Annotated in this window: 23 protein-coding genes and 1 other RNA gene; 18 read left to right on the forward strand and 6 right to left on the reverse strand. The window is 68.4% G+C overall.

Going from position 1 to position 26,604, the window contains the following annotated elements; genetic code table 11:
• Positions 1 to 197 precede the first annotated feature (197 nt).
• Positions 198 to 530, reverse strand: coding sequence for a thioredoxin TrxA (trxA, locus tag K2L43_RS08390; protein WP_011805563.1), 333 nt, complete (start codon positions 528 to 530; stop codon positions 198 to 200).
• A gap of 115 nt (positions 531 to 645) precedes the next feature.
• On the opposite strand from trxA, the gene K2L43_RS08395 reads away from it, so the two are divergent.
• From K2L43_RS08395 to K2L43_RS08410, 4 genes are all read left to right on the forward strand, one after another.
• Entirely contained in the window at positions 646 to 3,216 is a 2,571-nt protein-coding gene (locus K2L43_RS08395) for a PD-(D/E)XK nuclease family protein (protein ID WP_220638847.1), read from the forward strand.
• Positions 3,209 to 6,514, forward strand: coding sequence for an exodeoxyribonuclease V subunit beta (locus K2L43_RS08400; RefSeq protein ID WP_220638848.1), 3,306 nt, complete (start codon positions 3,209 to 3,211; stop codon positions 6,512 to 6,514). Before K2L43_RS08395 ends, K2L43_RS08400 begins: the two co-directional genes overlap by 8 nt.
• Positions 6,515 to 6,617: 103 nt before the next feature.
• Entirely contained in the window at positions 6,618 to 7,313 is a 696-nt protein-coding gene (locus K2L43_RS08405; protein WP_220638849.1) for a class I SAM-dependent methyltransferase, read from the forward strand.
• 13 nt (positions 7,314 to 7,326) lie between these two features.
• Positions 7,327 to 8,670: a TIGR03862 family flavoprotein gene (locus K2L43_RS08410; RefSeq protein WP_103738319.1), complete on the forward strand. Its 1,344-nt coding sequence runs from the start codon at positions 7,327 to 7,329 to the stop codon at positions 8,668 to 8,670.
• Between the two features lie 84 nt (positions 8,671 to 8,754).
• On the opposite strand, the gene K2L43_RS08415 is transcribed toward K2L43_RS08410, so the two are convergent.
• From K2L43_RS08415 to K2L43_RS08425, 3 genes are all read right to left on the reverse strand, one after another.
• On the reverse strand, positions 8,755 to 9,390 hold the full coding sequence (locus K2L43_RS08415) for a hypothetical protein (RefSeq protein ID WP_220638850.1): 636 nt from the start codon (positions 9,388 to 9,390) through the stop codon (positions 8,755 to 8,757).
• 274 nt (positions 9,391 to 9,664) lie between these two features.
• Positions 9,665 to 9,761: signal recognition particle sRNA small type (gene ffs, locus K2L43_RS08420), an RNA gene on the reverse strand.
• Positions 9,762 to 9,802: 41 nt separating this feature from the next.
• The gene (locus tag K2L43_RS08425; RefSeq protein WP_172751387.1) at positions 9,803 to 9,955 is read right to left on the reverse strand and encodes a hypothetical protein; all 153 of its coding nucleotides are present in this window, start codon (positions 9,953 to 9,955) and stop codon (positions 9,803 to 9,805) included.
• 363 nt (positions 9,956 to 10,318) lie between these two features.
• Here K2L43_RS08425 and dnaX point away from each other — a divergent pair, with 363 nt between their 5' ends.
• From dnaX to K2L43_RS08445, 4 genes are all read left to right on the forward strand, one after another.
• Complete coding sequence (gene dnaX, locus K2L43_RS08430) at positions 10,319 to 12,358, forward strand: DNA polymerase III subunit gamma/tau (protein WP_220638851.1); 2,040 nt, start codon at positions 10,319 to 10,321, stop codon at positions 12,356 to 12,358.
• A 29-nt stretch (positions 12,359 to 12,387) separates the two neighbouring features.
• Positions 12,388 to 12,720 carry a YbaB/EbfC family nucleoid-associated protein gene (locus K2L43_RS08435; RefSeq protein WP_011805555.1) on the forward strand — a complete coding sequence of 111 codons (333 nt, stop codon included), beginning with the start codon at positions 12,388 to 12,390 and terminating at the stop codon, positions 12,718 to 12,720.
• Positions 12,721 to 12,878: 158 nt separating this feature from the next.
• Positions 12,879 to 13,469: a recombination mediator RecR gene (recR, locus tag K2L43_RS08440; RefSeq protein ID WP_220638852.1), complete on the forward strand. Its 591-nt coding sequence runs from the start codon at positions 12,879 to 12,881 to the stop codon at positions 13,467 to 13,469.
• 64 nt (positions 13,470 to 13,533) lie between these two features.
• A complete protein-coding gene (locus K2L43_RS08445; protein WP_011805553.1) occupies positions 13,534 to 13,941 on the forward strand; it encodes an MAPEG family protein in 408 nt (135 codons plus the stop codon).
• Positions 13,942 to 13,950: 9 nt separating this feature from the next.
• Here the strand turns inward: K2L43_RS08445 and K2L43_RS08450 are convergent, their stop codons facing one another.
• A complete protein-coding gene (locus K2L43_RS08450) occupies positions 13,951 to 15,183 on the reverse strand; it encodes an MFS transporter (protein WP_255580565.1) in 1,233 nt (410 codons plus the stop codon).
• A 532-nt stretch (positions 15,184 to 15,715) separates the two neighbouring features.
• On the opposite strand from K2L43_RS08450, the gene K2L43_RS08455 reads away from it, so the two are divergent.
• The 5 genes from K2L43_RS08455 (at position 15,716) to K2L43_RS08475 (ending at position 20,400) form a co-directional block, all read left to right on the forward strand.
• Entirely contained in the window at positions 15,716 to 16,762 is a 1,047-nt protein-coding gene (locus K2L43_RS08455) for a methionine ABC transporter ATP-binding protein (RefSeq protein WP_220638853.1), read from the forward strand.
• Positions 16,763 to 16,772: 10 nt separating this feature from the next.
• Positions 16,773 to 17,438 carry a methionine ABC transporter permease gene (locus tag K2L43_RS08460; protein WP_011805550.1) on the forward strand — a complete coding sequence of 222 codons (666 nt, stop codon included), beginning with the start codon at positions 16,773 to 16,775 and terminating at the stop codon, positions 17,436 to 17,438.
• A 162-nt stretch (positions 17,439 to 17,600) separates the two neighbouring features.
• Positions 17,601 to 18,707 (forward strand): DUF6817 domain-containing protein, encoded by a 1,107-nt coding sequence (locus K2L43_RS08465; protein WP_220638854.1) that lies wholly within the window; start codon positions 17,601 to 17,603, stop codon positions 18,705 to 18,707.
• Positions 18,708 to 18,892: 185 nt separating this feature from the next.
• The gene (locus K2L43_RS08470; protein ID WP_220638855.1) at positions 18,893 to 19,693 is read left to right on the forward strand and encodes a MetQ/NlpA family ABC transporter substrate-binding protein; all 801 of its coding nucleotides are present in this window, start codon (positions 18,893 to 18,895) and stop codon (positions 19,691 to 19,693) included.
• 155 nt (positions 19,694 to 19,848) lie between these two features.
• Positions 19,849 to 20,400, forward strand: coding sequence for an NADPH-dependent FMN reductase (locus K2L43_RS08475; protein ID WP_011805547.1), 552 nt, complete (start codon positions 19,849 to 19,851; stop codon positions 20,398 to 20,400).
• A 123-nt stretch (positions 20,401 to 20,523) separates the two neighbouring features.
• Here K2L43_RS08475 and K2L43_RS08480 read toward each other — a convergent pair whose 3' ends face one another.
• The gene (locus K2L43_RS08480; RefSeq protein ID WP_220638856.1) at positions 20,524 to 21,174 is read right to left on the reverse strand and encodes an FMN-dependent NADH-azoreductase; all 651 of its coding nucleotides are present in this window, start codon (positions 21,172 to 21,174) and stop codon (positions 20,524 to 20,526) included.
• 127 nt (positions 21,175 to 21,301) lie between these two features.
• Between K2L43_RS08480 and K2L43_RS08485 the strand changes: the two genes are divergently transcribed.
• The 5 genes from K2L43_RS08485 (at position 21,302) to K2L43_RS08505 (ending at position 26,590) form a co-directional block, all read left to right on the forward strand.
• The gene (locus K2L43_RS08485; RefSeq protein ID WP_220638857.1) at positions 21,302 to 22,255 is read left to right on the forward strand and encodes a LysR family transcriptional regulator; all 954 of its coding nucleotides are present in this window, start codon (positions 21,302 to 21,304) and stop codon (positions 22,253 to 22,255) included.
• 281 nt (positions 22,256 to 22,536) lie between these two features.
• Positions 22,537 to 23,544, forward strand: coding sequence for a sulfate ABC transporter substrate-binding protein (locus tag K2L43_RS08490; protein ID WP_015913096.1), 1,008 nt, complete (start codon positions 22,537 to 22,539; stop codon positions 23,542 to 23,544).
• A gap of 147 nt (positions 23,545 to 23,691) precedes the next feature.
• Positions 23,692 to 24,543, forward strand: a complete 852-nt coding sequence (gene cysT, locus K2L43_RS08495) for a sulfate ABC transporter permease subunit CysT (RefSeq protein ID WP_103738326.1) — start codon at positions 23,692 to 23,694, stop codon at positions 24,541 to 24,543.
• Entirely contained in the window at positions 24,540 to 25,451 is a 912-nt protein-coding gene (cysW, locus tag K2L43_RS08500) for a sulfate ABC transporter permease subunit CysW (RefSeq protein ID WP_088886958.1), read from the forward strand. Before cysT ends, cysW begins: the two co-directional genes overlap by 4 nt.
• An 11-nt stretch (positions 25,452 to 25,462) precedes the next feature.
• Positions 25,463 to 26,590, forward strand: coding sequence for a sulfate/molybdate ABC transporter ATP-binding protein (locus K2L43_RS08505; protein WP_011805541.1), 1,128 nt, complete (start codon positions 25,463 to 25,465; stop codon positions 26,588 to 26,590).
• Positions 26,591 to 26,604: the final 14 nt, after the last annotated feature.

Below are 26,604 nucleotides of genomic sequence, written 5' to 3' on the forward strand. Positions count from 1 at the left end.
AGGGCTGCGTTTCGTGCGGGCCATGGGTGATGGCGGACTTGGCGAGCCTGTGATCCGGAGCCGGCCGCTGGGTGCACGTGCGGCGAGGCGATCAGCGCGAATTATGACAGGAAAAGTTCTGCGCTATTCGCAGGTTGCCCGGGTGCTGCGCACCTCGGAAGACTGCCGGCCGCGGCGGGCGGCCGGCAAGAAGGGAATCAGGCCAATTGCTGGTCGATGAAGGCGGTGAGCTGGGCCTTGCTCATGGCGCCTACCTTGGTGGCGGCGAGTTCACCGTTCTTGAACAGCATCAGCGTGGGAATGCCGCGGATGCCGAACTTGGCGGGAATCTCGCGGTTCTCGTCCACGTTCATCTTGGCGATGGTGAGCTTGCCCTGGTAGGCGCCAGCCACCTCGTCCAGGATGGGGGCGATCATCTTGCAGGGGCCGCACCACTCGGCCCAGTAGTCCACCAGCACCGGAGTGCCGGCTTTCAGCACGTCGGCTTCAAAGCTGGCGTCGGAGAGATGTTTGATGAGTTCGCTGGCCATGGCGCGTTCCTTGGTTCCTTGTGTGAGCAGTGGGCGATGCCGATACGTATAAAGTCCAGTCATTGTGACAGAAACCGAATCCCCGCATCCTCATATGGCCGGTGCTTGTAACGCTATGACACCCATAGCAAAAGACGATCACGCCGCAGCGTGCAGCGCGGGGTGGCGCGCGGTTTTCGAGCAGGTGCGCTCAGCGGCTGCGCAGCGCGGCGCGCACCTGGCGGCCACCGTGGTGCTGGTGCCGTACGCCCAGCTCATGGGCGAGGCGCGCCGGCAATGGCAGCGCGCCTACCCGCAGGGTTTCGCGCCGCGCTTCGAGACCACGCGTAACTGGGCTTCCCAGCTGGGCGCGCCTCTGGCGGAGGGCAGCGAGTACGCGGGCGATATGGCGCGCGATGCGGTCACCGCACGTGCATTGCTCGACCGCGCCGGTCTTGCCGCGCACCGCGAAGTCCTCAGCGGTCCGCTGCTGGAGATGGCCGCGCAGTTGGCGGTGGTGGCAGCGGCCGTGGCTCCTGACCGGCGCCCGGACTGGGGCGAAGCGGCGCGCGCCCTGCTGCCGGCGGCGGGCGACGGTGGCGCGCTCCGGCTGGAGGCCGCCGCAGCGCGCATCGCCCTGGAATGGGTGCTGGCCTCGCGCCACGTGGGGGATGTGCTGTTCGAGTCTGGCGTGCGTGCGGCCGTGCCGCTGCTGGTGGTGGTGCAGGGCTTCCAACCCGACCCCCTGGCCCGCACGCTGGCACGGCACTGGGCGGAGGCGGGCCTTGTCGTGGACCTGCCGCAGGTGATGGACGGCAGGAAGGCCGGCGTGCCAACCTTGCATGCCGTGCCCGATGCCGAGGACGAGGCCCAGCGTGCCGCCGCCTGTGTGCTGCAGCACCTGGCGCAGGGACAGGCGCCCGTGGCACTGGTGGCCAACGACCGCGCGCTCACCCGCCGCATCAGCGCCTTGCTCGGCGGCGCAGGCGTGGCTGTGCACGACGAAAACGGCTGGCTGCTCTCCACCACCCACGCTGCGGCGCGGCTGATGGCGGTGTTGCAGGCCTGTGCCTGGGACGCCACCGCCGATGCCGTGCTCGACTGGCTCAAGCAGTCGCCCGCGGTGGATGGGGCCGCACTGCGCGCGCTGGAGCACTGGCTGCGCCGTGCGGGCGCCCGGCATTGGAGCGGCGCGGCGACGCAACTGCAGGCGTTGGCTGAGCGGCGCCCGGCCGAGGCCGCGTTGGCGGACCAGGTACAGGTCTGGCGCGCGCAGCTGCGGGCCGCGCGGCCGCTGGCCCAGTGGTTGCAGTCGCTGCGCGTGCTGCTGCAGGACTGCGGCCTGTGGGACGGGCTGCAGCAGGACGAGGCCGGTGCGCGCGTGCTGGCCGAGCTGCGCCTGCCCGAGGGCCTGCAGGACGATCTGCAGGACATGGACGGGGCCGGTGCGCGCATGGCGCTGGCGGACTTCACACGCTGGGTGGGGGAGGTGCTGGAATGCGCGCGCTATCGACCGGCCTATGTGGACGATGCACCCGTGGTGGTTCTGCCCCTGCCGCAGCTGCTGGCGCGCCCGTTCGCTGCGCTGGTGCTGCCCGGCTGCGATGAGAAACGCCTGCAGGCCGCGCCTGAACCGCCCGGCCCCTGGACGCAGGCGCAGCGCGAGGGACTGGGGCTGCCTACGCGCGACCTGTTGGCCGCCGCGCAGCGCGCCGCCTGGCGGCAGGCCCTGCGTATTGCGCGTGTCGACCTCCTGTGGCGCGTGGGTGACGAGGGGGGCGAACCCCTCCTGCCGAGTCCGCTGGTCCAGGCGCTTCGGCTGGACGGACCCGGCACGGACGGTGCCGATCCCCGGGTGACGCGCAGCGTGCCCGTGGCACCCACGGCGCGTCCGCTGCCGGTGGGCGCGCAGCTGCCGGTGCAGCGGCTATCGTCCTCGGCATATTCCGACCTGCGCCACTGTCCTTACCGCTTCTTCGCGCTGCGCCAACTGCAGCTGCAGGAAGACGACGAACTGGACGCCGGGCTGGACAAACGTGACTTCGGCACCTGGCTGCATGCCGTGCTGCAGCACTTCCATGAGGCGTTGCAGGACGCGCCCACGGGCGACGCCGCGGCGCGCACGGCGCTCATGGACGAGGCGGCTGCGCGCGCCACACGCGAGCTGGGGCTGCAGGAGGGCGACTTCCTGCCCTACGCCTCGGGCTGGCCCGCGCTGCGCGCCGGCTATCTGGAATGGCTGGGCAAGCACGAAGCCGCTGGCGCCTGTTTTCGCCAGGCCGAGCTGCGCGCGCGCCAGCCGCTGGGCGCGCTGGAACTGGTCGGCACACTGGACCGTGTGGACGCCGTGCGTCCGCAGGGCGGCGGCGAACCCCTCACGCTGGTGATCGACTACAAGACCGAGAGCGACGCCCTCACGCGCGAGCGCATCAAGGCCGGGGCCGAGGACACGCAGCTGGCCTTCTACGCCGCGTTGCTGCAGGACGACACCTTGCGGGCCGCGTACGTGAATGTGGGTGAGCGCGGCGAAACCCGGCTGCACGAGCAGGACGACGTGGTGCACCTGCGCGACCTGCTGCTGGACGGCATCACGCACGACATGCAGCGCATTGCCGCCGGCGCGCCGCTGCCCGCGTTGGGCGAGGGCAGCGTGTGCGAATGGTGCGCCGCGCGCGGTCTGTGCCGCAAGGATTTCTGGAATGAGTGAAGCTGCCGCGCAAGCCGCCTACGAACACAACGGCCAACCGGTCACGCGGGAGGCCTTCTACGCCATTGCCTGCGACCCGCAGCGCAGCGTGGCCGTGGAGGCCTGCGCCGGCGCCGGCAAGACCTGGATGCTGGTCTCGCGCATGCTGCGCGCGCTGCTGGACGGCTGTGCGCCGCACGAGATCCTGGCCATCACCTTCACCAAGAAGGCAGCCGGCGAAATGCGCCAGCGCCTGCAGGAATGGCTGCAGGAGTTTGCGGCCAAGCCGCTGCCCGATCTGGAAAAGGAGCTGATTGCAAGAGGAATCGGGCCGCAGCGCGCTCTGGACAAGCGCGAGCAGCTACAAAAACTATATCGGCAGACGCTGGACGCGGGCCGCCCCGTGCAGATACGCACCTTTCACAGCTGGTTTGCGGCGCTGCTGGGCACGGCGCCGCTGGCGGTGCTGGAGCAGCAGGGCCTGCCCGCCCATTACGACTTGCTGGAGGATGACGCCGAGGCAGTGCGCGAGGTCTGGCGCCCCTACCTCGCCGCCGTGGCGCAGGACGCCGCGCTGCGCGCGGATTACGAAGCCTGCGTAGCACATCACGGCCGCTCGCAGACGCACAAGGCGCTTGAAGGCGCGCTGGCCAAGCGCGTGGAGTTCGCGCTGGCCGACGAGGCGGGCGTGGTGGACGCATCGATCCCGCATTTCGGCACGCAGTTCTCGGACCTTGCCGGCTTGCACCATCCGGCCGATGCGCTGGCCAGCGACGCAGCGCGCCAGCGCTGGCATGCCTGGGCCCAGGTGCTGGGGGCTCAGGCGAACAAGACGCCGCAGAAGGCCGCCAACGCGGTGATCGACGCCTGGCTGTGCGACGACCTGGGCCAGCGTCTGGACACGCTGCGCAAGGCCTTCTTCGTGGCCAGCGAGGACCGCCTGTCCAAGAATCTGGAGAAGTTCGCCGCCGCGCAGGAGGCCGAGGGCGAACTGCAGCGCCTGTGCGCCGCGCGCCGCCAGCACGAGGCCTGGCTGCACCAGCAGCGCATGGCGCGGCTGGCGCGTGCGCTCATCGCGCAGTTCGCCCAGCTCAAGCGCGAGCGCGGCTGGGTGGACATGAACGACGTGGAGCGCACGGCGCTGGTCATGCTGTCCGACCCCATCCTCTCGGGCTGGGTGCAGGAGCGGCTGGACGCGCGCGTGCGCCACCTGCTGGTGGATGAGTTCCAGGACACCAACCCGCTGCAGTGGCAGGCGCTGCATGCCTGGCTGGCCGGTTACGCGGGCGCGGGCGGCGGCCAGCAGCCGCCCAGCGTGTTCATCGTGGGTGACCCCAAGCAGAGCATCTACCGCTTTCGCCGCGCCGAGCCGCAGGTCTTCAAGGCCGCCCAGGCCTTCGTGCGCGAGGGGCTGGGGGGCGACCTGCTGGCCTGCGACCACACGCGGCGCAACGCCATCGGCGTGATCGCAGCGGTGAACCAGGCCATGCAGGCGGCGCAGGCACAGGGTGAGTACGCGGGCTTTCGCGACCACACCACCGAATCGCGCGACCCGGGGCAACTGCTGCGCCTGCCCCCGATCACGGCGCCTGACGGGGGTGATGCCGCCGCGGCCACTGCCCCCGAGTGGCGCGACACTCTGACCCAGCCGCGCCATGAAGCCGAGGAAACCCTGCGCATGCGCGAATGCGCGCAGGCTGCGCAATGGGTGGCGGCGCAGATCGCCGCGGGCGTGCAGCCGCAGGAGATCATGGTGCTCGCGCGCAAGCGCGACCGGCTGGCCTCCCTGCAGGAGGCCCTGCGCGCGCTGCACGTGCCCTGCGTGCAGCCCGAGAAGGCCGAGCTGGGCGAGGCGCCCGAGGTGCAGGACATCGTCGCGCTGCTGGATGCGCTGGTCTCACCGGGGCATGACCTTTCGCTGGCGCGTGCGCTGCGCTCGCCGCTGTTCGGCCTGACGGATGACGCGCTGGTGCAGATTGCGCTGCGGGTACGCCAGACGGCCGCAGAAGGATCCCCGTGCAGCTGGTTCGACGTACTTCAAAAAAGTGAGCTGCTTCCGACCGACCTGCAAGCGCTGGCGCCTGTTTTGGCTCAATACAAGCGATGGGTGGAAACACGCCCCCCCCACGATGCGCTGCATGCCATCTACGAACACGGCGACGTGCCCGCGCGCTTTGCCGCCGCGGCTCCCGCCTCGCAGCGTGCGGGCGTGCTGGCCAACCTGCGCGCTTTGCTGGCCGCGGCGCTGCAGCAGGGCGGGGGACGCTACCTCACGGCCTATGCCTTCGTGCGCGCCATGAAGCGCCCGGGCATGCGCGCACCCGGCCGCGTGGAGGCGCAGGCCGTGCGCCTGCTCACCATCCACGGCGCCAAAGGGCTGGAGGCGCACAGCGTGCTGCTGCTGGACACCGATGCGCGCGCGCAGAAGGCCGAGACCATGGGCGCGCTGGTCGACTGGCCGGGCGAGCAGGCCGCTCCGCTGCGCTTTGTCTTTCTGGCCAGCGAATCCAACCCGCCGCCCAGTGCGGTGGACCTGCTGGCGGCGGAACTGGCGGAGCGCCAGCGCGAGGAGCTCAACACCCTCTATGTGGCCATGACACGCGCCAAGCATTGCCTGGCCTTGTCGGCGGTGCAGTCCAGCACGGCCGCGCCCGGCAGTTGGTGGAACCGGCTGGCCGAGTCCCTGCAGGACGCGCCAGTGCCGCCCGCCGCGCCATTGGGCGATGTGGCTGACGATGCCGCCGTCGCGTTGCCGCAGCTTCCGCCGTATGCGGGGGCTGCGCCGGGGGCACAAGCCGCTGCGGCGGGTGCTCCCGCCTCCACCCCGCAGTCGCGCCAGGGCGAGGCCATGCACCAGTTGCTGGAGCAGGCGGGCGTGGTCGGCGCCCCGCGGGCGGGCGGCGTGTGGCCCGCGCGGCGGCTGGCGCAGCTGGCGCGCGATTTCGATATCACGACGGAGGCTGCCGCACAGGCCGCAGCGATGGCGCGGAGCATTCTGCAGGGCGAGGGTGCCTGGGCGTGGAACCCCGATCACGTGGAGCAGGCCCTCAACGAAGCGCCGCTGGTCTACCAGGGCCAGGGTCTGCGTCTGGACCGCCTGGTGCGGCTGCGCCAGCCGCGCGAGGGTGCGCGCTGGTGGGTGCTTGACTACAAAAGTGCCACCGCGCCCGAGCGCCAGCCGCAGCTGATGGCCCAGCTGCGCCTGTACCGCGAAGCGGTGGGAGCGCAGTTTCCGGGCGAACAGGTGGGCGCGGCTTTCTTGACGGGCGATGGGAGGCTGGTGGTCGTGGACGCGCCAGGGCAGGGCGTGCTGTTCTGACCGGGTGGGCAGGCGCCGGGCCTGTGGCCGGCGTACGGGAATACCCCGCGTCGCGCGCAGGGGTAGGTACCATCGGTTGATTCTGCCGATTGATCGATGACCCATGAACCACACCCTCGTCCCTGATGAACTGGATGTCCTGGTCGAGTTGCTGCCAACCCCCGGCACGCGCGTCATCGAACTCGGATGCGGCGGAGCGCGCATGGCGCGGCAGATGCTGCAGCGTTGGCCGGACATGCGGTATCTGGGGCTGGAAGTGGACCTCCGGCAGCACGCAATCAACTTGCAGGACACGCCGCCGCGCATGCGCTTTGCCGTGGGTGGTGCGCAGGCCATTGCAGGCGATGACGCGCAGTTCGACCTGGCGCTGATGCTCAAGTCCCTGCACCACGTGCCGCTGGATGCGATGGACCAGGCGCTGACCGAAGTGGCGCGCGTGCTGCGTCCCGGCGGGCATCTGTACGTTTCGGAGCCGGTCTACGAAGGCGCGCTCAACGAGATCGTGCGCCTGTACAACGACGAAGGCATCGTGCGCGCCGCTGCGCAGGCGGCGCTGGACCGCGCCCTGGCCGTCCGCAGCACCTGGGAGCAGGTGGCGCAACGGCGATTCGACATGCCTGTGCATTTCGAGGACTTCGCTCAGTTTGAGCGGCGGATGATGAACCCCACCTTTGCCGACCACCGCATCGACGCGCCCCTGCGCGAGCGCGTGGCGGCGGCCTTCGCGCCGCATTGCACGATGCAGGGAGCGCACTTCGTGCGGCCCATGCACGTGCGCCTGCTGCGGCGTGTGGGTTGATGAAAGCAACACCATGATGGATACGGATCTGCGATCTTGCGAGATCGCTGTGATTGGCGCGGGGCCGGCTGGCCTGATGGCCGCCGAGACCGCCGCAGCGGCGGGCCTGAGCGTGCAGGTGTTCGACGCCATGCCTTCGGTGGGACGCAAGTTCCTGCTGGCGGGCAGGGGCGGGCTGAACCTCACGCATTCCGAACCGCTGGCGGCCTTCATGGCGCGCTATGGCGATCGCCAGCAGGCGCTGACGCCCTGGCTGCGAGACTTTGGCCCCGAGGACTTGCGCGCGTGGGCTGATGCCTTGGGCACGCAGACCTTCGTCGGTACGTCGGGCCGGGTGTTCCCCAAGGACATGAAAGCCGCGCCGCTTCTGCGTGCCTGGCTGCAGCGCTTGCGCGGGCAGGGGGTGCAGCTGCACATGCGCCATCGCTGGATGGGCTGGGCCGACGCATTGAATGGCATCACGCCGCCTGTGCTGCGCTTTGCCGCGCCGGCGGGAGAGGTGCGGGTAAGGGCGCGCGCCGTCGTGCTGGCCCTGGGCGGCGGCAGCTGGGGCCGCCTGGGCTCGGACGGTACCTGGGCGCCGCTGCTGGCGCAGCGCGGCGTGCCTGTAGCGCCGCTGGCGCCGTCCAACTGCGGTTTCGACGTACCGCGCGTGGATGCGCCCGTGGGCGAGACGCGGCGAGAGTTCTTTCTGGAGCTCATCGGCCGAGGCGCGCCCGCCGTCGGCTGGACGCCGCATTTCGTCGAGCGCTTCGCGGGCCAGCCCTTCAAGTCGGTGGTGCTGTCCTTCACCGACAGCCAGGGCCGGCGCTTTGAGCGGCGCGGGGAATTCGTGGCCACGGCCACGGGCGTGGAAGGCAGCCTGGTCTATGCGGTCTCCAGCCTGCTGCGCGACGAGATCGTGGCACACGGTCACGCCACCTTCCACCTGGACTTGCTGCCCGACCACACGCCCGAGCGCGTGCTGGCCGAGGTGCGCCACCCGCGCGGCTCGCGCAGCCTTTCCACCCACCTCAAGAGCCGGCTGGGCCTGGACGGCATCAAAACCGCCGTCCTCTACGAACAACTGGGCAAGGACGGTATGTCCGACCCGGTGGCGCTGGCCCATGCCATCAAGGCCTTGCCCATCACCGTGGTGGCAGCACGCCCATTGGATGAGGCCATCAGCACGGCCGGCGGCGTGGCCTTCGAAGCGCTGGATACGCGCCTCATGCTGCGCACCATGCCCGGGGTTTTCTGCGCGGGCGAGATGCTGGACTGGGAGGCGCCCACCGGGGGTTATCTGTTGACTGCGTGCTATGCCACCGGGCGTGCGGCAGGGGCGGGTGCCGCGCACTGGCTGGCAACGCAGGCGTAGTACAGCAGGGGCGCCGCTTTAGGGCATGCTCTGCGGTCATTGCAAGAAGGTCGGCGTCAACCCAGAGCGTTGCTGAGCGCGCGGTCAAAACTTCGCGCGGTAATACACCATGGGCCCGCCGCGGCGGGCGCGCAGCACCAGCCGCGCATCGCCTTGCAACTGCACGCCGATGGCGCCCAGCTCGGGGACCAGACCGCGCGTGCGCGATGCGGACCATTGCACCTCCAGACGGGTGCCAAAGTTGCTGCCCTGGTCGCGACCCCAGATCATGCCCATGGCGTCGTGCAGGCCCGTGTGCGGGTGGGTGCGGGCCCAGGCCTGCAGGTCCAGCCGTACGCGCGGCTGCAACTGTGATCGCCAGCGCAGACCCAGGTCGTAGGCCAGCGGGGTGCCTGACGGGTAGGCCGGGCTGACGGCTCCTGCGCGGGCCGCGCCGTCCGACGGAACCACCACGCCCAGCGTCAGCCCCAGGCGTGAGGCTTGCAGCGGCGTGAGCCAACGGGTGATGTCCGTGTACTGAACGCTGTTGCCGAATGCTGCGCGCGGAAGATCGCTGCCGTTCAGGTCGGGGTAGGTGGCGGTGTCCTGCGTGAAGGCGGCGGAAGAAGGCTCATCCTGAGCCTGTCGCAATGCGGCCGCAGCGCCGTCTGCCAGGCTCTCATCGCCCCGGGCGGGAAATGCCGCGCACAGGCACAGCAGGCACACAATGCCCCAATCCATGGCCGGCCGTGGCAGCGGCCGGAGCAGATGACTTGCAAGCAGCGCGGACATGGCAGACAGCATGGCGGCACGGGACAGCAAGAAAGTGGATCGGTGGCGAGAACTCCTGGGGCGCAGTATGGACCGCGGGCACGTGCTTGTCGCGATCGCCGTGCTTGTTCCACTGTAGGACGGAGCTGACGCACGGCGTTCATGTGCAGGCAACGCCGCAACCGCCCGATGAAACGCAAAGCGCTCAGGCGACGCAAAAAAAGAAGGGGGAAGAAAAGAAGAAGGTGACGAGCCTTACCCCCGGCACTGGCTCCACAGTTAGGGCTGCTTGGTTCCCCACCTGACCCGGTTGGCCGCTTCACCATGCGGGGAGGCCCGTCGCCTGTGATTGTACGACGAACCACGCTCTGCCCGTGGCCTGTCAGAACTTTGCCCGGTAGTACAGCATGGGGCCGCCGCGCCGGACGCGCAGCAGCAAACGTGAGTCGCCCTGCAGCTGCACGCCGATGGCGCCAAACTCGGGCGTGCTGGGCAGCGAGTAACCGTCTGGCTCGGGGTGGTTACGCGCACGCACATCCAAAGCCGCAGGTAATGGCTGTTGCTGCGTCGGCGGATCGGCAGCGGCGGTGTTTTGGGAATCCTCCTGTGCTTGCGTTGGTGGCTGCAGGCACAGACACGGTAGCCAGCAGGCGAGACGCACCCCAGCCGACCGGGTCAGCAACCCTTGTCGCGATAGCCGCCTGCGGGCCGCAAGGGATGGAAGCAGGGCGGGCAACATGGCGGTACGGTGCGACTGGCAGTTTGCAGTCATTCCCGGGGAGTATGAATCCTGGCAGAAAGCAGATCACCCTCGGTTGGCGCGGTGGCCTGCGTAGGCCCGGGCCAGCTAGAAGCCTTGGCGCGCTGCGTGTCTGGCCCGCACATAGAATCACGCCCCATGTCCTATCTTGTGCTCGCCCGCAAATACCGTCCCAAGACCTTCTCTGAGATGGTGGGGCAGGAGCACGTGGTGCAGGCGCTCTCCAACGCGCTCACGCAGCAGCGGCTGCACCACGCCTACCTGTTCACTGGCACGCGCGGCGTCGGCAAAACCACGGTCTCGCGCATCCTGGCCAAGTCGCTCAATTGCCAGGGTCCGGACGGCCAAGGCGGCATCACTGCCACGCCCTGCGGCGTGTGCCCGGCCTGTACCGACATCGACAGCGGCCGGTTTCCTGACTACACCGAGCTGGATGCCGCCTCCAACCGCGGCGTGGACGAGGTGCAGGGGCTGCTGGAGCAGGCCGTCTACAAGCCGGTGCAGGGGCGCTTCAAGGTCTTCATGATCGACGAAGTGCACATGCTCACGAACACGGCGTTCAACGCCATGCTCAAGACGCTGGAGGAGCCGCCCGAATACCTCAAGTTCGTGCTGGCCACCACCGATCCACAGAAGGTGCCGGTCACGGTGCTCTCGCGCTGCCTGCAGTTCAACCTGCGGCCCATGGCGCCCGAGACGGTGCTGGAGCACCTCACCCGCGTGCTTGCTGCCGAGAACGTGCCCGCCGAGCCGCAGGCCCTGCGGCTGCTGGCCCGCGCCGCGCGCGGTTCCATGCGCGACGCGCTCAGCCTGACCGACCAGGCGATTGCCTTCGGCAGCGGCCAATTGCAGGAAGCCGCTGTGCGCCAGATGCTGGGCAGCGTGGACCGCAGCCATGTGTTCCGTCTGATCGACGCGCTGGCGCAGGGCGATGGCCGCACGGTGGTCGAGACGGCGGACACCCTGCGCATCAACGGCCTGTCCGCCGCCTCCACGCTGGAGGACATGAGCGCCGTGCTGCAGCGCATGGCCGTGCTGCAGGCCGTTCCGCAGATGGCTGCGGCCGTGGACGCCAGCGACCCCGAAGCGGCAGAGGTTGCGCGCCTGTCTGCCGCCCTGCCGGCCGACGAGACGCAGTTGCTGTACAGCATCTGCCTGCACGGCCGCGCCGATCTGGGTCTGGCGCCCGACGAATATGCCGCGCTGACCATGGTGCTGCTGCGCCTGTTGGCGTTCAAGCCGGCGGCTTCGGAAGGCGGCGCGGCTGCCTCGGCTGAAAAAAAAACTCTGACGCGGCCTGAAGCCGCAGCGCCGTCGGCCCATGCGCCGGCCGATACGTCTGTAGTCCAGGCACCGCAGGTTGTGCCGGCCGCCGCGGACCGGGCTCCCGCACCGTCGCCGGTGTCGGTGCACCCGGCTCCTGTCGCGGCGCACGCGATGGACTGCGCGACTGCCGCGCCCGCCCGGCCCGCCGCGTCGGCGGCGCCCGCGCTGGCGCAAGCCACGCCGGACGATGTGAACCAGGCGGTGCAGGACGCGTTGGACGCGGGCGACCGCGAATCTCCCCCGTGGGAAGCCGGCGACGCGGCCCAGGCGCCCGTACGGGCCGCAGCGCCTGTGCGTCTGCCCGTACGCTCCCCTGAGGATCTAAGGCAAAAAACACCTCCAGCGCCCGCTCAGACAGCGCAAGCAGCTCCTGAAACGGTAGCAATACCCGTGCGTACCGCGCCGGAACCCGGCGCGCGCCTGCAGCCCTTGCCATCGGCGGCCCCGGCACCCGCGCGGCTGGTGCGCACGGAGGAGGGCGATGTCTGGCATGCCACCGTGCAGCAGCTCATTGCCCAGGAGGCCATCACCGCCCTGGTGCGCGAACTGGCGCTGCAGTCGCAACTGGTGGCGCGTGATCCGGACCATTGGCTGCTGCGCGTGGAGCGGGAGTCGCTCAACCAGCCCACGGCGCGCGAGCGCCTGCGCGCGGCGCTGGAGGCCGCGGGCCATGCGCGCCAGATCAGCGTGGAGGTGGGTGTGGTGATCGACAGCCCCGCGCGCCGCAACGCGCACGCCGCGGCCGAACGCCAGCGCGTGGCCGAGGAGATCGTCCACAACGACCCCTACGTGCAGCAGCTGATGCGTGATTTCGGGGCGAAAATCGTGCCGGGCAGCATCAAGCCTGCATAACCATTTTTGAAACGCAAAGGAAACCATCCATGTTCAACAAGGGACAGCTCGCCGGCCTCATGAAGCAGGCCCAGGCCATGCAGGACAACCTGAAGAAGGCCCAGGATGACCTGGCCAATATCGAGGTCGAGGGCGAATCCGGCGCCGGCCTGGTGAAGGTGCTGATGACCTGCAAGCACGACGTCAAGCGCGTCACCATCGACCCCAGCCTGCTGGCCGACGACAAGGACATGCTGGAAGACCTGGTGGCAGCCGCTTTCAACGCCGCGGTGCGCAAGGCCGAGGAGACTTCGGCGGAGAAGATGGCCAAGATCACGGCCGGCATGCCAGGCCTTCCCGGCGGCATGAAATTCCCCTTCTGAGGGCAGGCTACTGCGCGCCGGCCATGCGTCGTGGGGCGGTGCTCGCAATCCTCACGTACTAGGCAAGTACGTTCCGGTTGCCGTGCTCCGTCCGCCTCGCCTGGCAGGCGCTCGCTACGCCCTTGGGGGCGGCATGTGCACTCCGAAATCCATTCTTCATGTCCGACACCAGCTCCCTTGACGCACTGATCCAGGCCCTGCGGCGCCTGCCCGGTGTGGGCGTGAAGTCGGCGCAGCGCATGGCGTTCCATCTGCTGCAGCATGACCGCGCCAGCGCGCAGGTGCTGTCGCAGGCGCTCGCGCAGGCGGCAACGCAGGTACGCCATTGCGAGCGCTGCCACACCTTCACCGAGGGCGCGGTGTGCGAGACCTGCCTGGACCCGGCGCGCGACGCCACCCGCCTGTGCGTGGTGGAGACGCCCGCCGACCAGGCCGCGATGGAGCGCACCGCGGCGTTCAAGGGGCTGTACTTCGTGCTCATGGGGCGGCTGTCGCCGCTGGATGGGGTGGGGCCGCGCGACATCGGTGTGCACAACCTGCTGGAGCGCGCCAGCGACGGCGTGGTGCAGGAGGTGATCCTGGCCACCAGCTTCACGGCCGAGGGAGAGGCCACGGCCCACGCGATCGGCGAGGCGCTCAAGCGCCGCGGCATGCACGTCACGCGCCTGGCGCGGGGCGTGCCCGTGGGCAGCGAGCTGGAATACGTGGACCTGGGCACCATCGCTCATGCGCTGGCGGATCGGCGCTGAATATCAAAAACAATAGCTGCTAGCGCTTGTTGGATAAGCGCTGGAGGCCAAAAACACTGCAAAAATGAACACAACAATGCATGTGGCCCGCTTCACCGTGGCCTACTGGTGCGTGCTGATTGCGGCGCTGCTGCCCATGGCTTGCGCGCTGCTGGCCAAGCGGGGGGGCTTTCGCGGCAGCGACAACCACGACCCGCGTGCGTGGCTGGCGCGCCAGACCGGCTGGCGCGCCCGTGCCAATGCGGCGCAGGCCAACAGCTTCGAGGCGCTGCCGTTCTTCATCGGCGCGGTCATCATCGCGCACCAGCTGGGCGCGCCGCAGATGATGCTGGACCTGCTGGCCTTCCTGTTCGTGATGCTGCGCGTGTCCTACATCACCATGTACGTGGGCGACATGCCCACGGCGCGCAGCCTGGTGTGGGGCGCGGGGCTGCTGGTCAACATTGCCATCCTGCTGATCGGCTGGCGCTGACATCAGCAATTAAGGGTGCTGCTGCGGCACGGGGATTTCCACGGTGCGCATGCCCAGCGCGGTGACCACGGCGCTCAGCAGGGCCATGGCGCCGCAGAACACCAGCAAGCCGCGGTTCAGGCCCACGTGGTCCGACAGCCAGCCCATGCCCAGGATGGGCACGATGGTGCCCAGGTACCCCACGATCAGGTAGGACGACAGCAGGCCGCCGCGCTCTTCGGGCGTGGTGAGCTTGGCCACCACGCCCATGCCCGCCACATTGGCCAGCCCATGGCCGAAGGCCGTGGCGATCACCGCCGCGCCAAACACCAGCGTGGCGCCGGTGAGCGTGGTCGCCATGAGCAGCAGGTTGCACAGCACCAGCGCGCAGCCGCTGGCCAGGGCCACGCGCTTGGTGCGCCAGTTGCGCACCATGAACTGGAACGCGGACGACAGGAACAGGATCATCGCGATCGACAGTCCGCTCACGGCCGGCCCATGCCAGGGCACGATCTCCTGCATGAAGCTGGGCGCCAGCGATGAGTACAGGCTGAACATGCCGAAGGCACTGAAGGCGCCCATGCTCGCCAGCCAGAACTGGCGCCGGCGCAGGCGCGGCGGCGGCGTGAGCCGCGGCATCCACTGCGCGATCACGCCGCGCCAGGTGCCGGGCGGCAGGGCATCGTCCCGCGTTCCCCCTGTGGGCAGCCCGCGCAGTTGGTGCAGCGCATACACCGCCAGCAGGCCCATGGCCGCCGTGGGCACGTAGGCGGTGACGAGCGGGTGGGGCACCCACTGGGCCATCAAGCCGCCCACGAGCGGCCCCAGGCCGAAACCCAGCGTCATCGCCACGGTGGTCAGTGCGGCCGTGCGCCGTGGATCACGCCCGGGGCGGGCCTGCACCATGCCGATGGAGGCCGAGGTGGTGATCATTCCCGACGCCAGCCCGATCATGAGCCGCGCCAGCATGAAGACGGGCACATTCCACGCCAGGGCTGACAGGACCACGCCCGCGGTCATCAGCGCGAGGCCCGTGCGCAGGATGGCCAGGAAGCCGTGGCGCTGCGTGAGCCGCCCCAGAAACAGCAGGCTGGTGAGCGCGCCGAACATGTACACCACGAAGAGATGCGTGATGTCGCTGGGCTTGAGCCCCCAGGCCTGCTGGTAGAGCGGGTACAGCGGGCTGGCCAGCGCCGTGCCCATGACGCCGACGCACATGGCATAGCCAATCCAGACAACGGGAGACCAGGAGCGTTCTTGCATAGGTGGAGGGAGAAAGCCCGCGCGGTGGGGCGCGGCGGCGACGGGGAGCCGGCAGCGGGGCGTGTCGGGAACGGTGAATGGTACGGTGGGCGAGGGGCCCCATGCAGGCCGCCGGCGCTAGACCCCACGCGCCACGCAGCCGTGGATAGGTGGCGCGCCACACGCCTGTGCTGTCGGTGGTAGGCGAGTCTTGCGCATCGCTGGGCGGGTTGGCACCGGTTGCCATTCGCCCTGGCAGGACGGCTGCAGTTGCGCGTGCTCCTTCCCCAGGCGCAGGCGCACGCCGGCCCGGGGATTTGCCCCGTCACCTAAAATCGCCCCTGTGCTCCGCTACTGCGTGGCACTGCCGCCCGACAGGGGCAGCGCCCGGCTCGCTGAAGCACGCCTCATAACGGGGTCGTCTTATGTGCCTACTTTTTGTTCGTTGGGTTTTTCATAACGAACAATTACATTCACGCGCTGTTTTGATCTTCACCCGCCGCGGCTGGCCATCCCTGAGGGGGCAGCCTGCGCGCGCTTTGCATTGCATTTCATGATTGACCTTCGGGGTATCACCCAGATCTACCCGGGCCCGCAGGGCCCCGTCGAAGCCCTGCGCGGCATCGACCTGCATGTCACGCCGGGCGAGGTGTTCGGCATCATCGGCCGTTCGGGCGCGGGCAAGAGTTCGCTGGTCCGCGTCATCAACCTGCTCAACCGGCCCACCGCCGGCCAGGTGATGGTGGCGGGGCGCGACATGACCCAACTGTCCGACGCCGACCTGCGCGCCGCGCGCCGCGAGATCGGCATGGTGTTCCAGCACTTCAACCTGCTGTCGTCGCGCACGGTGTTCGACAACGCCGCGCTGCCGCTGGAGCTGGCGGGCATGCCGCGGGCCGAGATCAAGAAGCGCATCGACCCGCTGCTGGACCTGGTGGGCCTGGCGCACCTGGCCGACCGCTACCCGGCGCAGATCTCGGGCGGGCAGAAGCAGCGCGTGGGCATTGCGCGCGCGCTGGCCAGCAACCCGAAGGTGCTGCTGTCCGACGAGGCCACCAGCGCGCTGGACCCCGAGACAACCCGTTCCATCCTGGACCTGCTGCGCCAGGTGAACCGCGAAATGGGCGTGACGGTGGTGCTGATCACGCACCAGATGCAGGTCATCAAGCAGATTGCCGACCGTGTGGCCGTGATCGACGCGGGCCGCATCGTGGAGATGGGCCCGGTGGTCGACGTGTTCACCCGCCCGCAGCAGGACATCACCAAGAGCCTGATCGACGAGATCGTGCCCCAGGAGCTGCCCGCCGGGGTGCTGGCGCGCGTGCGCAGCCTGGCCGCGCGGCTGGAGCCGGGCGCGAGCGGCCAGCTGCTGCGCCTGTCGTATGCGGGCGAGCATGCCTACGAGCCGATCCTGTCGCACCTGATCCGCGAGCTGGAACTGGACCTGTCCATCCTGCATGGCCAGATCGACGAGATCCAGGACCAGACCTTCGGTTCGCTGGCGGTGTACGCCAGCGGCAACATGGCGCGCATCGGCGCGGCCATCGACTATCTGCGTGCCAACGGCGTGGTGGTGCGCACCGTGGAAGTGACAGGCTGAGGGGCGGGCGATGTTCGAGAACTTTTCTGAAATGATGCTGGAGTTGTTCGTCACCTCGCTGTGGGAGACGATCATCATGGTCGGCGTGTCCGGCATCGTCGGCGGCCTGGTGGGCATTCCGCTGGGTGTGTTCCTGCGCCTCACGGATGCGGGCGGCGTGCTGGAGAACGGCCCGGCCAACAAGATCGTGGGCTGGATCGTGAATGCCGTGCGCTCCACGCCGTTCATCATCCTGCTGGTGGCCATCATCCCGTTCACGCGCTTCATCACCGGCTCGTCCATCGGCACCTGGGCGGCCGTGGTGCCGCTGACCATCGCCGCGGCGCCGTTCGTGGCGCGGCTGGTGGAGACGGCGCTGCGCGAGGTCGACAACGGCCTGGTGGAGGCCGCGCAGTCCATGGGCGCCACCACCGGCCAGATCGTGTGGAAGGTGCTGCTGCCCGAGGCCCTGCCGGGCATCGTGGCGGGCCTGACCATCAGCTTCGTGAGCCTCACGGGCTACTCGGCCATGGCCGGGGCCATCGGCGGCGGCGGGCTGGGCGACCTGGGCATCCGCTACGGCTACCAGCGCTTCCTGCCCGACATCATGCTGGCCGTGGTGGTCATCCTGATCTTCTTCGTGCAAGCCATCCAGAGCCTGGGTGACTGGGCCGTGCGCCGCCTGTCGCACCGCTGATGCAGGACAGGGGGGCGCACACGGGATGTGTAAGCTCCTGATTTGATAGCTTTTGGCGCTTGTGCAGCGGGCGCTGCGGGCTGTTTTGACAGAAGGCCTGCGTGTGCGGGCGGCTTGGCCGATACTCGATGGCAAAGCCACTACCACGAAGGAGACCCCGCCATGTCCGCACTGCCCGCCTTTGCGCCACCGGATGACGCGCTGTTCCAGCGCGCCCAGTCCCTGCTGGACGATGAATGGCTGGCCCACGATGCCGATCTGGCTCCCGTGCTGCCCATGGTGCTGGCGCGCGGTGTGGGGCAGGACTGGCACAAGGCCGGAACCTTCCGCCATCACCTGGTGGGCGTGGCCCGGTCGCTGGCGCTGTGGGGCCAGCCCCGGGACGTGCGTCTGCTCGGGCTGCTGCACAGCGTGTACGGCAATGCCTTCGTCGACCTGGTGAAGTTCGACGCGGCCAGCGAGCGCGGCCGCCTGCAGGCGCTGGTGGGCGAGAGCGCCGAGCACCTGGTGTACCTGTTCTGCACCATGAGCCGCGCGCAGTTCGTGCAAAAGGTGCTGGCCGGCGAGCTGCAGGCCGACGGCTCGCTGGTCGTGGAGAAGAACGGCCCCGCGCCGCGCCAGACCGTGCACCTCGCACCCTACGAGGTGGCGGCTTTCACTATCGTCAGCATGGCCGACACGATCGAGCAGTGGTTCAGCTGGCAGGACGACATCTACTCGCGCTTTCCCGCCGTCGATCCTTCGCGCCCGCAGGCCGTGCACTGGGCCGCGTCGCTGTGGCCCGGACCCATGCGCCCCACGGCCCGCATGGTCAGCCAGATCGCGGCGCTGGGCCTGGCGTTGCAGCACCCCGGGCTGCGCGGGCAGTTGCCGCTGCCGCCCGTGTTCGACCAGTGCAGCCAGGGCCTGACGGCGCAGGACGAGGCGGCCGCCACGGCCCTGTATTGGTCGGTGATCCAGCTGGCGCAGCCGCTGGTGGACCTGGACGGCGCCACGGCCACGCTGGAGCAGGCCGTGCGCCTGAACCCCTGGGTGGGCGAGCCGCAGATGGTGCTGGCACAGCTGTACCTGTCGGCCGGCCGCGCGCAGGACGCGGCGTGCGCCGCACGCGGGGCGCTGCAGGCCTTCAGCGCCTGGGGCAATGCCTGGGACAAGCGCGTGCAGTGGGACGCCTGGATCGCCTGGACGCGCATCCTGCTGCAGTCGGCCGAGGAGGGCGGCTGGCCCGCGCGGCTGGACAAGCTCAACAACGTGGCGCTCAAGGGCTGACGGGGCGGCGCTGCGGCCTTCCCGGGGCGGTGGAGGATGCGCGGCCTTTCACCTTCGCACGTGCTCTGCTGCCCGGGTGCTCTTCATGTGTGCGGGTTCTTTGGATATGGAAAAGTATTCGTTCTGAGGGCGCGCCGCAGGGGCTACGATGCCGGCTCTCCCTGTAACGGTATGAAAGGTTTCCCGTGATTTCCAAGCGCTCCCTGCTCCAATCGACCCTGGCCCTGGCAATGGCCGCCGGCCTCTCGGGCCATGCCCTGGCGCAGGACAAGCCGCTGAAGATCGGCGTGACGGCGGGCCCGCACGCGCAGATCTTCGAGCAGGTCAAAAAAGTGGCCGAACAGCAGGGCCTGAAGATCCAGGTGGTGGAGTTCAGCGACTATGTGCAGCCCAACGCGGCCCTGGCCGCCGGCGACCTGGACGCCAATAGCTACCAGCACAAGCCCTACCTGGATGCGCAGACCAAGGACCGTGGCTACAAGTTCGCCGTGGCGGCCAACACCGTCAACTTCCCCATCGGCCTGTATTCCAAGAAGGTCAAGAAGCTGGCCGACCTGAAGGAAGGCGCGCGCTTCGGCATTCCCAACGACCCCACCAACGGCGGCCGCGTGCTGCTGCTGCTGCAGGCGCAGGGCCTCATCAAGCTCAAGGACGGCGCAGGCCTGAAGGCCACGCCGCTGGACGTGGTGGGCAACCCGAAGAAGCTCAAGTTCGTGGAGCTGGACGCTGCGCAGCTGCCGCGCTCGCTGGACGACCTGGACGCCTCGGCCATCAACACCAACTTCGCCATCTCCGCCGGCCTGAACCCCAAGACCGATTCCATCGCGCAGGAAAGCCCGGACGGCCCCTACGTCAACCTGCTCGTGGTGCGTGAGGCCGACAAGAACAAGCCCTGGGTGGCGCAACTGGTCAAGGCCTACCAGAGCGAGGAGATCCGCCGCTTCATCGAGACGCAGTTCAAGGGCTCGGTGCTGGCAGGCTGGTGATGGCGCGCGGCGGGGGGCCTCGACCGGCCCCCGGCCCCGGTGCCGTGACCGCCGCTTGTCTGACAGCAGCGTTCCACGGCGGCCCGTAAGATGGTCCGGCCGCCCGCCATCGCGATGGCGCTGCGCGGCGCCTACCTCTGCCAGAAAGGGTCCGTATGAGCCACTACCGCATTGCCGTCGTCGTCGGCAGCCTTCGCAAGGATTCGTTCAACCGCAAGCTGGCCCACGCGCTCGCGCGCATGGCGCCCGCGGACTGCGAATTCCACCAGGTGCGCATCGACGATCTGCCGCTGTACAACCAGGACGACGACGGCCAGCAGGCCGAGTCCGTGCAACGGCTCAAGAAGGAGATCGCCGGGTCGCAGGGCGTGTTGTTCGTCACCGCGGAATACAACCGCTCCATCCCCGGCGTGCTCAAGAACGCCCTCGACAACGCATCGCGCCCCTATGGCCAGAGCGCCTGGGCGGGCAAGCCCGCGGGTGTGATCGGCGTGTCCATCGGCGCCATGGGCACGGCGATGGCGCAGCAGCACCTGCGCAATGTGCTGGCCTACCTGGACATGCCCACGCTGGGCCAGCCCGAGGCCTTCATCCATGCCAAGGACGGCCTGTTCAACGAAGACGGCACCATCGGCGAGGGCAGCAAGGACTTCTTGCAGCGCTGGATGGACCGGTACATCGCCTGGGTCAAGCGCCACAACGGCTGACGATTGCTATCGATTAGATAGCTGTTTGCGCTTGACTATCAAGGGTTAGAGCCCATTTTGATATGAAAAAACCCGCCCGGCATCGCCGGAGGCGGGTTTTGTTTGGCGAGGCGCCGGGGCCGATCAGGCGGCCTGGCTGACGCGGTCCTGGTTGGCGGCATGGGCCTTTACGTGGGCCTCGATCGCCTGGGCGGCGGCGGCCAGGGCCTGGGCCTTGGCATCGCCACCCATGGCCACGCCCTCGGCGCGCACGAAGCGCACGTCGGTCACACCGAAGAAGCCCAGCACGGTCTGCAGGTAGCTTTCCTGGTGCTCCATGGCGCGGCCGCCTTCGCTGGTGGAATACACGCCGCCGCGGCTCGACGCCACGATCACCGTCTTGCCCTTGGCCAGGCCCTCGGGGCCGTTGGCGGTGTACTGGAAGGTGCGGCCGGGCTGGGCGATGCGGTCGATCCAGGCCTTGAGCTGCGTGGGGATGGCGAAGTTGTAGAACGGTGCGCCGATCACCACCACGTCGGCCGCCAGGAACTGGCTCACCAGCCGCTCGGACACGGCGTTCTCGCGCTGCTGCGCCTCGCTCAGGCCGTCGGTCTGGCCGGTGCGCGGTGCCATCGCATCCATCGTGAAGTGCGCAGGCGCGTCGGCCACCCGGTCCAGGTAGCTCACCTGGGTGGCGGGATGGCTGGCCTTCCAGGCCTCGACGATCTGCGCCGTGAGCTGGCGCGAGACGGACTGGTCACCGGTGATGGCGGAATCAATGTGCAGCAGTTGCATGGAAATCTCCTGGGGATAGGGATAAACCCGCAATGGGGCGATGGATAGATTGTCGTTTTGGACTGAATGTTTGATAAGCAGGCGGTGCTGCGATAGATTGTTCTGAATTTGGAACGAAAGGCGCGCGATGCAGGATCTGAACGACATGCTTTATTTCGCCGAGGTGGCCGAGCGCGGCGGCTTTGCCGTGGCGGGCCGGGCGCTGGGGATCCCGAAGTCGCGCCTGTCGCGCCGCGTGGCCGAGCTGGAAGCGCGCCTGGGCGTGCGCCTGTTGCAGCGCACCACGCGCACGCTCTCGCTCACCGAGGTGGGCGAGGCCTACCTGCGCCATTGCCAGGCCATGCGCGATTCGGCCCAGGCAGCGCAGGACACGGTGGACCAGGTACAGACCGAACCGCGCGGCACCGTGCGCGTGACCTGCCCGGTGACGCTGGCGCAGACGGTGGTGGCCGAGCTGATGCCGCAGTTCCTGCAGCGCCACCCCCAGGTGCGCCTGGAGATGCAGGTCACCAACCGCGTGGTGAACGTGGTGGAAGAGGGCGTGGACGTGGCGCTGCGCGTGCGCCCCACGCTGGAGGACAGCGGCAGCATGGTGGTCAAGCGCCTGGACGAGGTGCGCCTGCTGCTGGTGGCCAGCCCCGAGCAACTGCGGCGCCAGGGCACGCCCACCTCGCTGCGCGACCTGGCGCTGCTGGACACGCTGGCCATGTCCGCGGCCGACGGGCGCGCCAGCCTGCGCCTGATCGGCCCCGAGGGGCGCGAGGAAACCGTGCACTTCACGCCGCGCTACGTGGCCGACGACCTGCTGACGCTCAAATTCGCCGCGTTGGCGGGCACGGGCTTGTGCTGGATGCCGGACTACATGTGCATGTCCGAATTGCAGGAGGGCCGGCTGGTGCACCTGCTGCCCCAGTGGACGCAGCCGCGCAGCGTGGTGCATGCAGTGTTTGCGTCGCGGCGCGGCTTGTCGCCGGCGGTGCGCAGCTTCCTGGACTTTCTGGGTGAAACCGTGCCCGGCCATTCCGCTGCGGTCTGTGAGCGGGGCGACACGGCCACGGCCGGCGCGGCACTGCCCCGCTGATGCGGCGGCGCGTGGTGTACGCAAGAGCGCGGGATGCATGGGCGGTGCGGCTTGATCCCCAGTGGGGGATCGATGTAAGGGCGCTTTGCTTTTGATAGCTGGTAGCGCTTATCGCATAAGGGCTAGAGACCCATTTGACTTTCCATGGCGGTGCCGGGAGCCTGTGTGCCAGATGGCATTGCATATGCTCATCCGTGGATAAATTTACAAAAATATATTCTTTTGAGTTTTAACCTGCGCTCTCCACAATGCATGATTTCCTGCAACGTGGAGGCGCTCCCATGACCCCGGCAACCAAGCTCAAGACCCTTCTCGCCACGCTGGCCCTGGCGGCCAGCGGGCTGGCCTCGGCCCAGGCCAATGCGCTGCTGAACGTCTCCTATGACGTGGCGCGCGAGTTCTACAAGGACTACAACCAGGCCTTCATCGCCCACTACAAGAAAACCAAGGGCGTGGACATCAAGGTAGACCAGGCCCATGGCGGCTCCAGCGCCCAGGCGCGCGCCGTGAACGATGGCCTGGCCGCCGACGTGGTCACCTTCAACACCACCACCGACGTGCAGTTCCTCGCGGACAACGGCGTGGTGGCCAAGGACTGGGCCAAGAAATTCCCGCATGACGCATCGCCCACCACCTCCACCATGCTGTTCCTGGTGCGCCACGGCAATCCCAAGAACATCAAGGACTGGAACGACCTGATCCGCCCCGATGTGAAGGTGGTGGTGGTGAACCCCAAGACCGGTGGCAACGGCCGTTACGCCTACCTGGGCGCCTGGGGCTCGGTGCGCGAGAAGGGCGGCAGCGACGCGCAGGCGGCCGAGTTCGTGGGCAAGCTCTACAAGAACGTGCCCGTGCTGGCCAAGGGTGGGCGTGATGCCACGGCCACCTTCCTGCAGCGCAACATTGGGGACGTGCTGATCACGTTCGAGTCGGAGGTGGTGTCGGTGGAGCGTGAGTTCGGCAAGGGCAAGGTGGATGCGGTCTATCCCTCGGTGAGCGTGACGGCCGAGAACCCCGTGGCCATCGTGGAGCGCACGGTCGCCAAGAAGGGCACGGGCGAGCTGGCCAAGGCCTACCTCGACTACCTGTACTCGGATGAAGCGCAGGAGATCGCCGCCAAGCACGCGATCCGCCCGCGCTCCGAGGCGGTGCTCAAGAAGCATGCCGACCTGTTCAAGCCCATCCAGCAGTTCACGGTGGCCAAGTACTTTGGCTCGCTGACCGAGGCGCAGAAGGTGCACTTCAACGACGGCGGTCAGTTCGACAAGCTCTACACGCCTGGCAAGTAAGCAGTGAACACGCCCCTGAGCCGCCTGGCGCCTTCACCCCGGCCTGACTGCCCGGGTAGGGTGGCGGTGCCCGCGCATGCAAGCGCGGTGCCTGCGGGCGTGGGCCGCACCGGCTTTTGACCGGCGGCGAATAACGGATAACTCCATATGAGTGGCAAGAAAAGCGCCCCCAGGCGAGCCAAGAGGGTATTGCCCGGCTTTGGCCTCACGCTGGGCTACACGCTGTTTTACCTGAGCATCATCGTGCTGATCCCGCTGCTGGCGCTGCTGCTCAAGACGTTCACCATGACCTGGCCGCAGTTCTGGGAAGCGGTGGCGTCGCCGCGCGTGCTGGCGTCGTACCGCCTCACGTTCGGTGCCTCGTTCATCGCCGCCTGCGTGAACTTGGTGTTCGGCCTGCTCATCGCCTGGGTGCTGGTGCGCTACAAGTTCCCGGGCAAGAAGATCGTGGATGCGCTGGTGGACCTGCCGTTCGCGCTGCCTACGGCGGTCGCCGGTATTTCGCTCACCGCACTGCTCGCGGGCAATGGCTGGGTGGGGCAGTACCTGGAGCCGCTGGGCATCCAGCTCGCATTCAACCCCAACGGCATTGTGATTGCGCTGATTTTTATCGGCCTGCCGTTCGTGGTGCGCACGGTGCAACCGGTGCTGGAAGACAGCGAGAAGGAGTTGGAAGAAGCGGCCACCAGCCTGGGCGCCACGCGCTGGCAGATCTTTCGCCACGTGATCCTGCCGGCCATCACGCCCGCGCTGCTCACCGGCTTTGCCATGGCGTTCGCGCGTGCCGTGGGCGAGTACGGCTCCGTCATCTTCATCGCCGGCAACATGCCCATGGTGTCTGAAATCACGCCGCTGATCATCATCGGCAAGCTGGAGCAGTACGACTACGCAGGCGCCACTGCCGTGGCGGTGGTGATGCTGGTGATCTCTTTCGTCCTTCTGCTGGTCATCAACGCCTTGCAGGCCTGGCAGCGCCGCCACGCAGGAGCACCCGCATGAGCGCCGCGAACACCCATACCGTGCGGCGCGCGCAGGCCGGAACGACCGAGGCGCGCTGGATCCAGTGGGCGCTGATTGGCCTTGCCATGGTGTTCCTGCTGCTGTTCCTGGTGTTGCCGCTGGCCGCCGTGTTCACCGAGGCGCTGCGCAAGGGTGTGAATGCCTACCTGGAGGGCCTGCGCGAGCCCGACGCCTGGTCCGCCATCCAGCTCACGCTGCTCACGGCCGTGATCGCCGTGCCGCTGAACCTGGTGTTCGGCATCGCCGCGGCGTGGTGCATCGCCAAGTACGAGTTCAAGGGCAAGGCCTTCTTGACCACGCTGATCGACCTGCCGTTCTCCATTTCGCCCGTGGTGGCGGGCCTGATGTATGTGCTGGTGTTCGGCGCCAACGGCTGGCTGGGGCCCTGGCTGGCGGCGCACGACATCAAGATCATCTTCGCCGTGCCGGGCATCGTGCTGGCCACCGTGTTCGTCACGTTCCCGTTCATCGCGCGTGAACTGATCCCGCTGATGCAGGCGCAGGGCAACGACGAGGAGCAGGCGGCGGTGGTGCTGGGCGCGAGCGGCTGGCAGACCTTCTGGCACGTGACGCTGCCCAACATCAAGTGGGGCCTGCTGTACGGCGTGATCCTGTGCAATGCCCGGGCGATGGGCGAGTTCGGCGCGGTGTCGGTGGTGTCGGGCCACATCCGCGGCCAGACCAACACCATCCCGCTGCACGTGGAGATCCTCTACAACGAATACCAATCGGTGGCCGCGTTCGCAGCCGCCTCGCTGCTGGCGCTGCTGGCATTGGTCACGCTGGTCATCAAGTCGGTGGCCGAGTGGAAGAGCGAACAGGAAATGAAGGCTGCTGCCGCGCTGCCGCCCGAGCGGCCTGCGCCCGCGCCTGGCGCGCCGCGCTGAAGGATGAACACATGAGCATTGAAATCCGCAACGTCAGCAAGCAGTTCGGCGACTTCCAGGCGCTGCGCGACGTCAGCCTGGACATCCAGTCGGGTGAACTCATCGCGCTCCTGGGCCCCTCGGGCTGCGGCAAGACCACGCTCTTGCGCATCATCGCGGGGCTGGAGACCCCCGACGTGGGCAGCATCCACTTCAGCGGCGAGGACACGACCGACGTGCACGTGCGCGAGCGCGGCGTAGGCTTCGTGTTCCAGCACTACGCGCTGTTTCGGCACATGACGGTGTTCGACAACGTGGCCTTCGGCCTGCGCATGAAGCCGCGCAAGGAGCGGCCGTCCGAAGCGCAGATCAAGGAGAAGGTGATGAGCCTGCTCAAACTCGTGCAGCTGGACTGGATCGCCGACCGCTATCCCTCCCAGCTTTCGGGCGGGCAGCGCCAGCGTATCGCCCTGGCGCGCGCGCTGGCCGTGGAGCCCAAGGTGCTGCTGCTGGACGAGCCCTTCGGCGCGCTGGACGCCAAGGTCAGGAAGGAACTGCGCCGCTGGCTGCGCCGCCTGCACGACGAACTGCACGTGACCAGCATCTTCGTCACGCACGACCAGGAGGAGGCGCTGGAAGTGGCCGACCGCGTGGTCGTCATCAACCAGGGACGCATCGAGCAGCAGGGCACGCCCCAGCAGGTGTGGGACAACCCTGCCAGCCCCTTCGTCTATGGCTTTTTGGGCGACGTGAACCTGTTCAAGGGCCGCGCCAACGACGGCCGGGTGTACCTGGACGACGGCATGCAGCTGGAAAGCCCCGAGGCCCAGCACGCCGACGATGCGCGCGCGTTCGCGTACGTGCGCCCGCACGACCTGGACGTGGAGCGCTATTCCCCCGGCCAGGCGCTGGACGCGCACGGGCGCCCGCGCGGCATCGTGGTGCAGTTGGCGCGCGCCATCGTGGTGGGGCCGATCGCGCGGCTGGAACTAATCCCCGAGGGCGATACCCAATCGGCGGACAATGCGCCCTCGGACGCGTTGATCGAAGCGCAGATTCCGGCGCAGCAATTCCACGAGATGGGGCTGCGTGAGGGCGAGACGCTGGTGGTGACACCGCGGCGCGCCAAGGTGTTTCTGGACGAAGCCGCCGGCATCTGAGCGCCGCTGCCTGC

It is taken from the genome of Diaphorobacter sp. MNS-0 (genome assembly GCF_019602835.1).
Lineage (GTDB): Bacteria > Pseudomonadota > Gammaproteobacteria > Burkholderiales > Burkholderiaceae_C > Diaphorobacter > Diaphorobacter nitroreducens.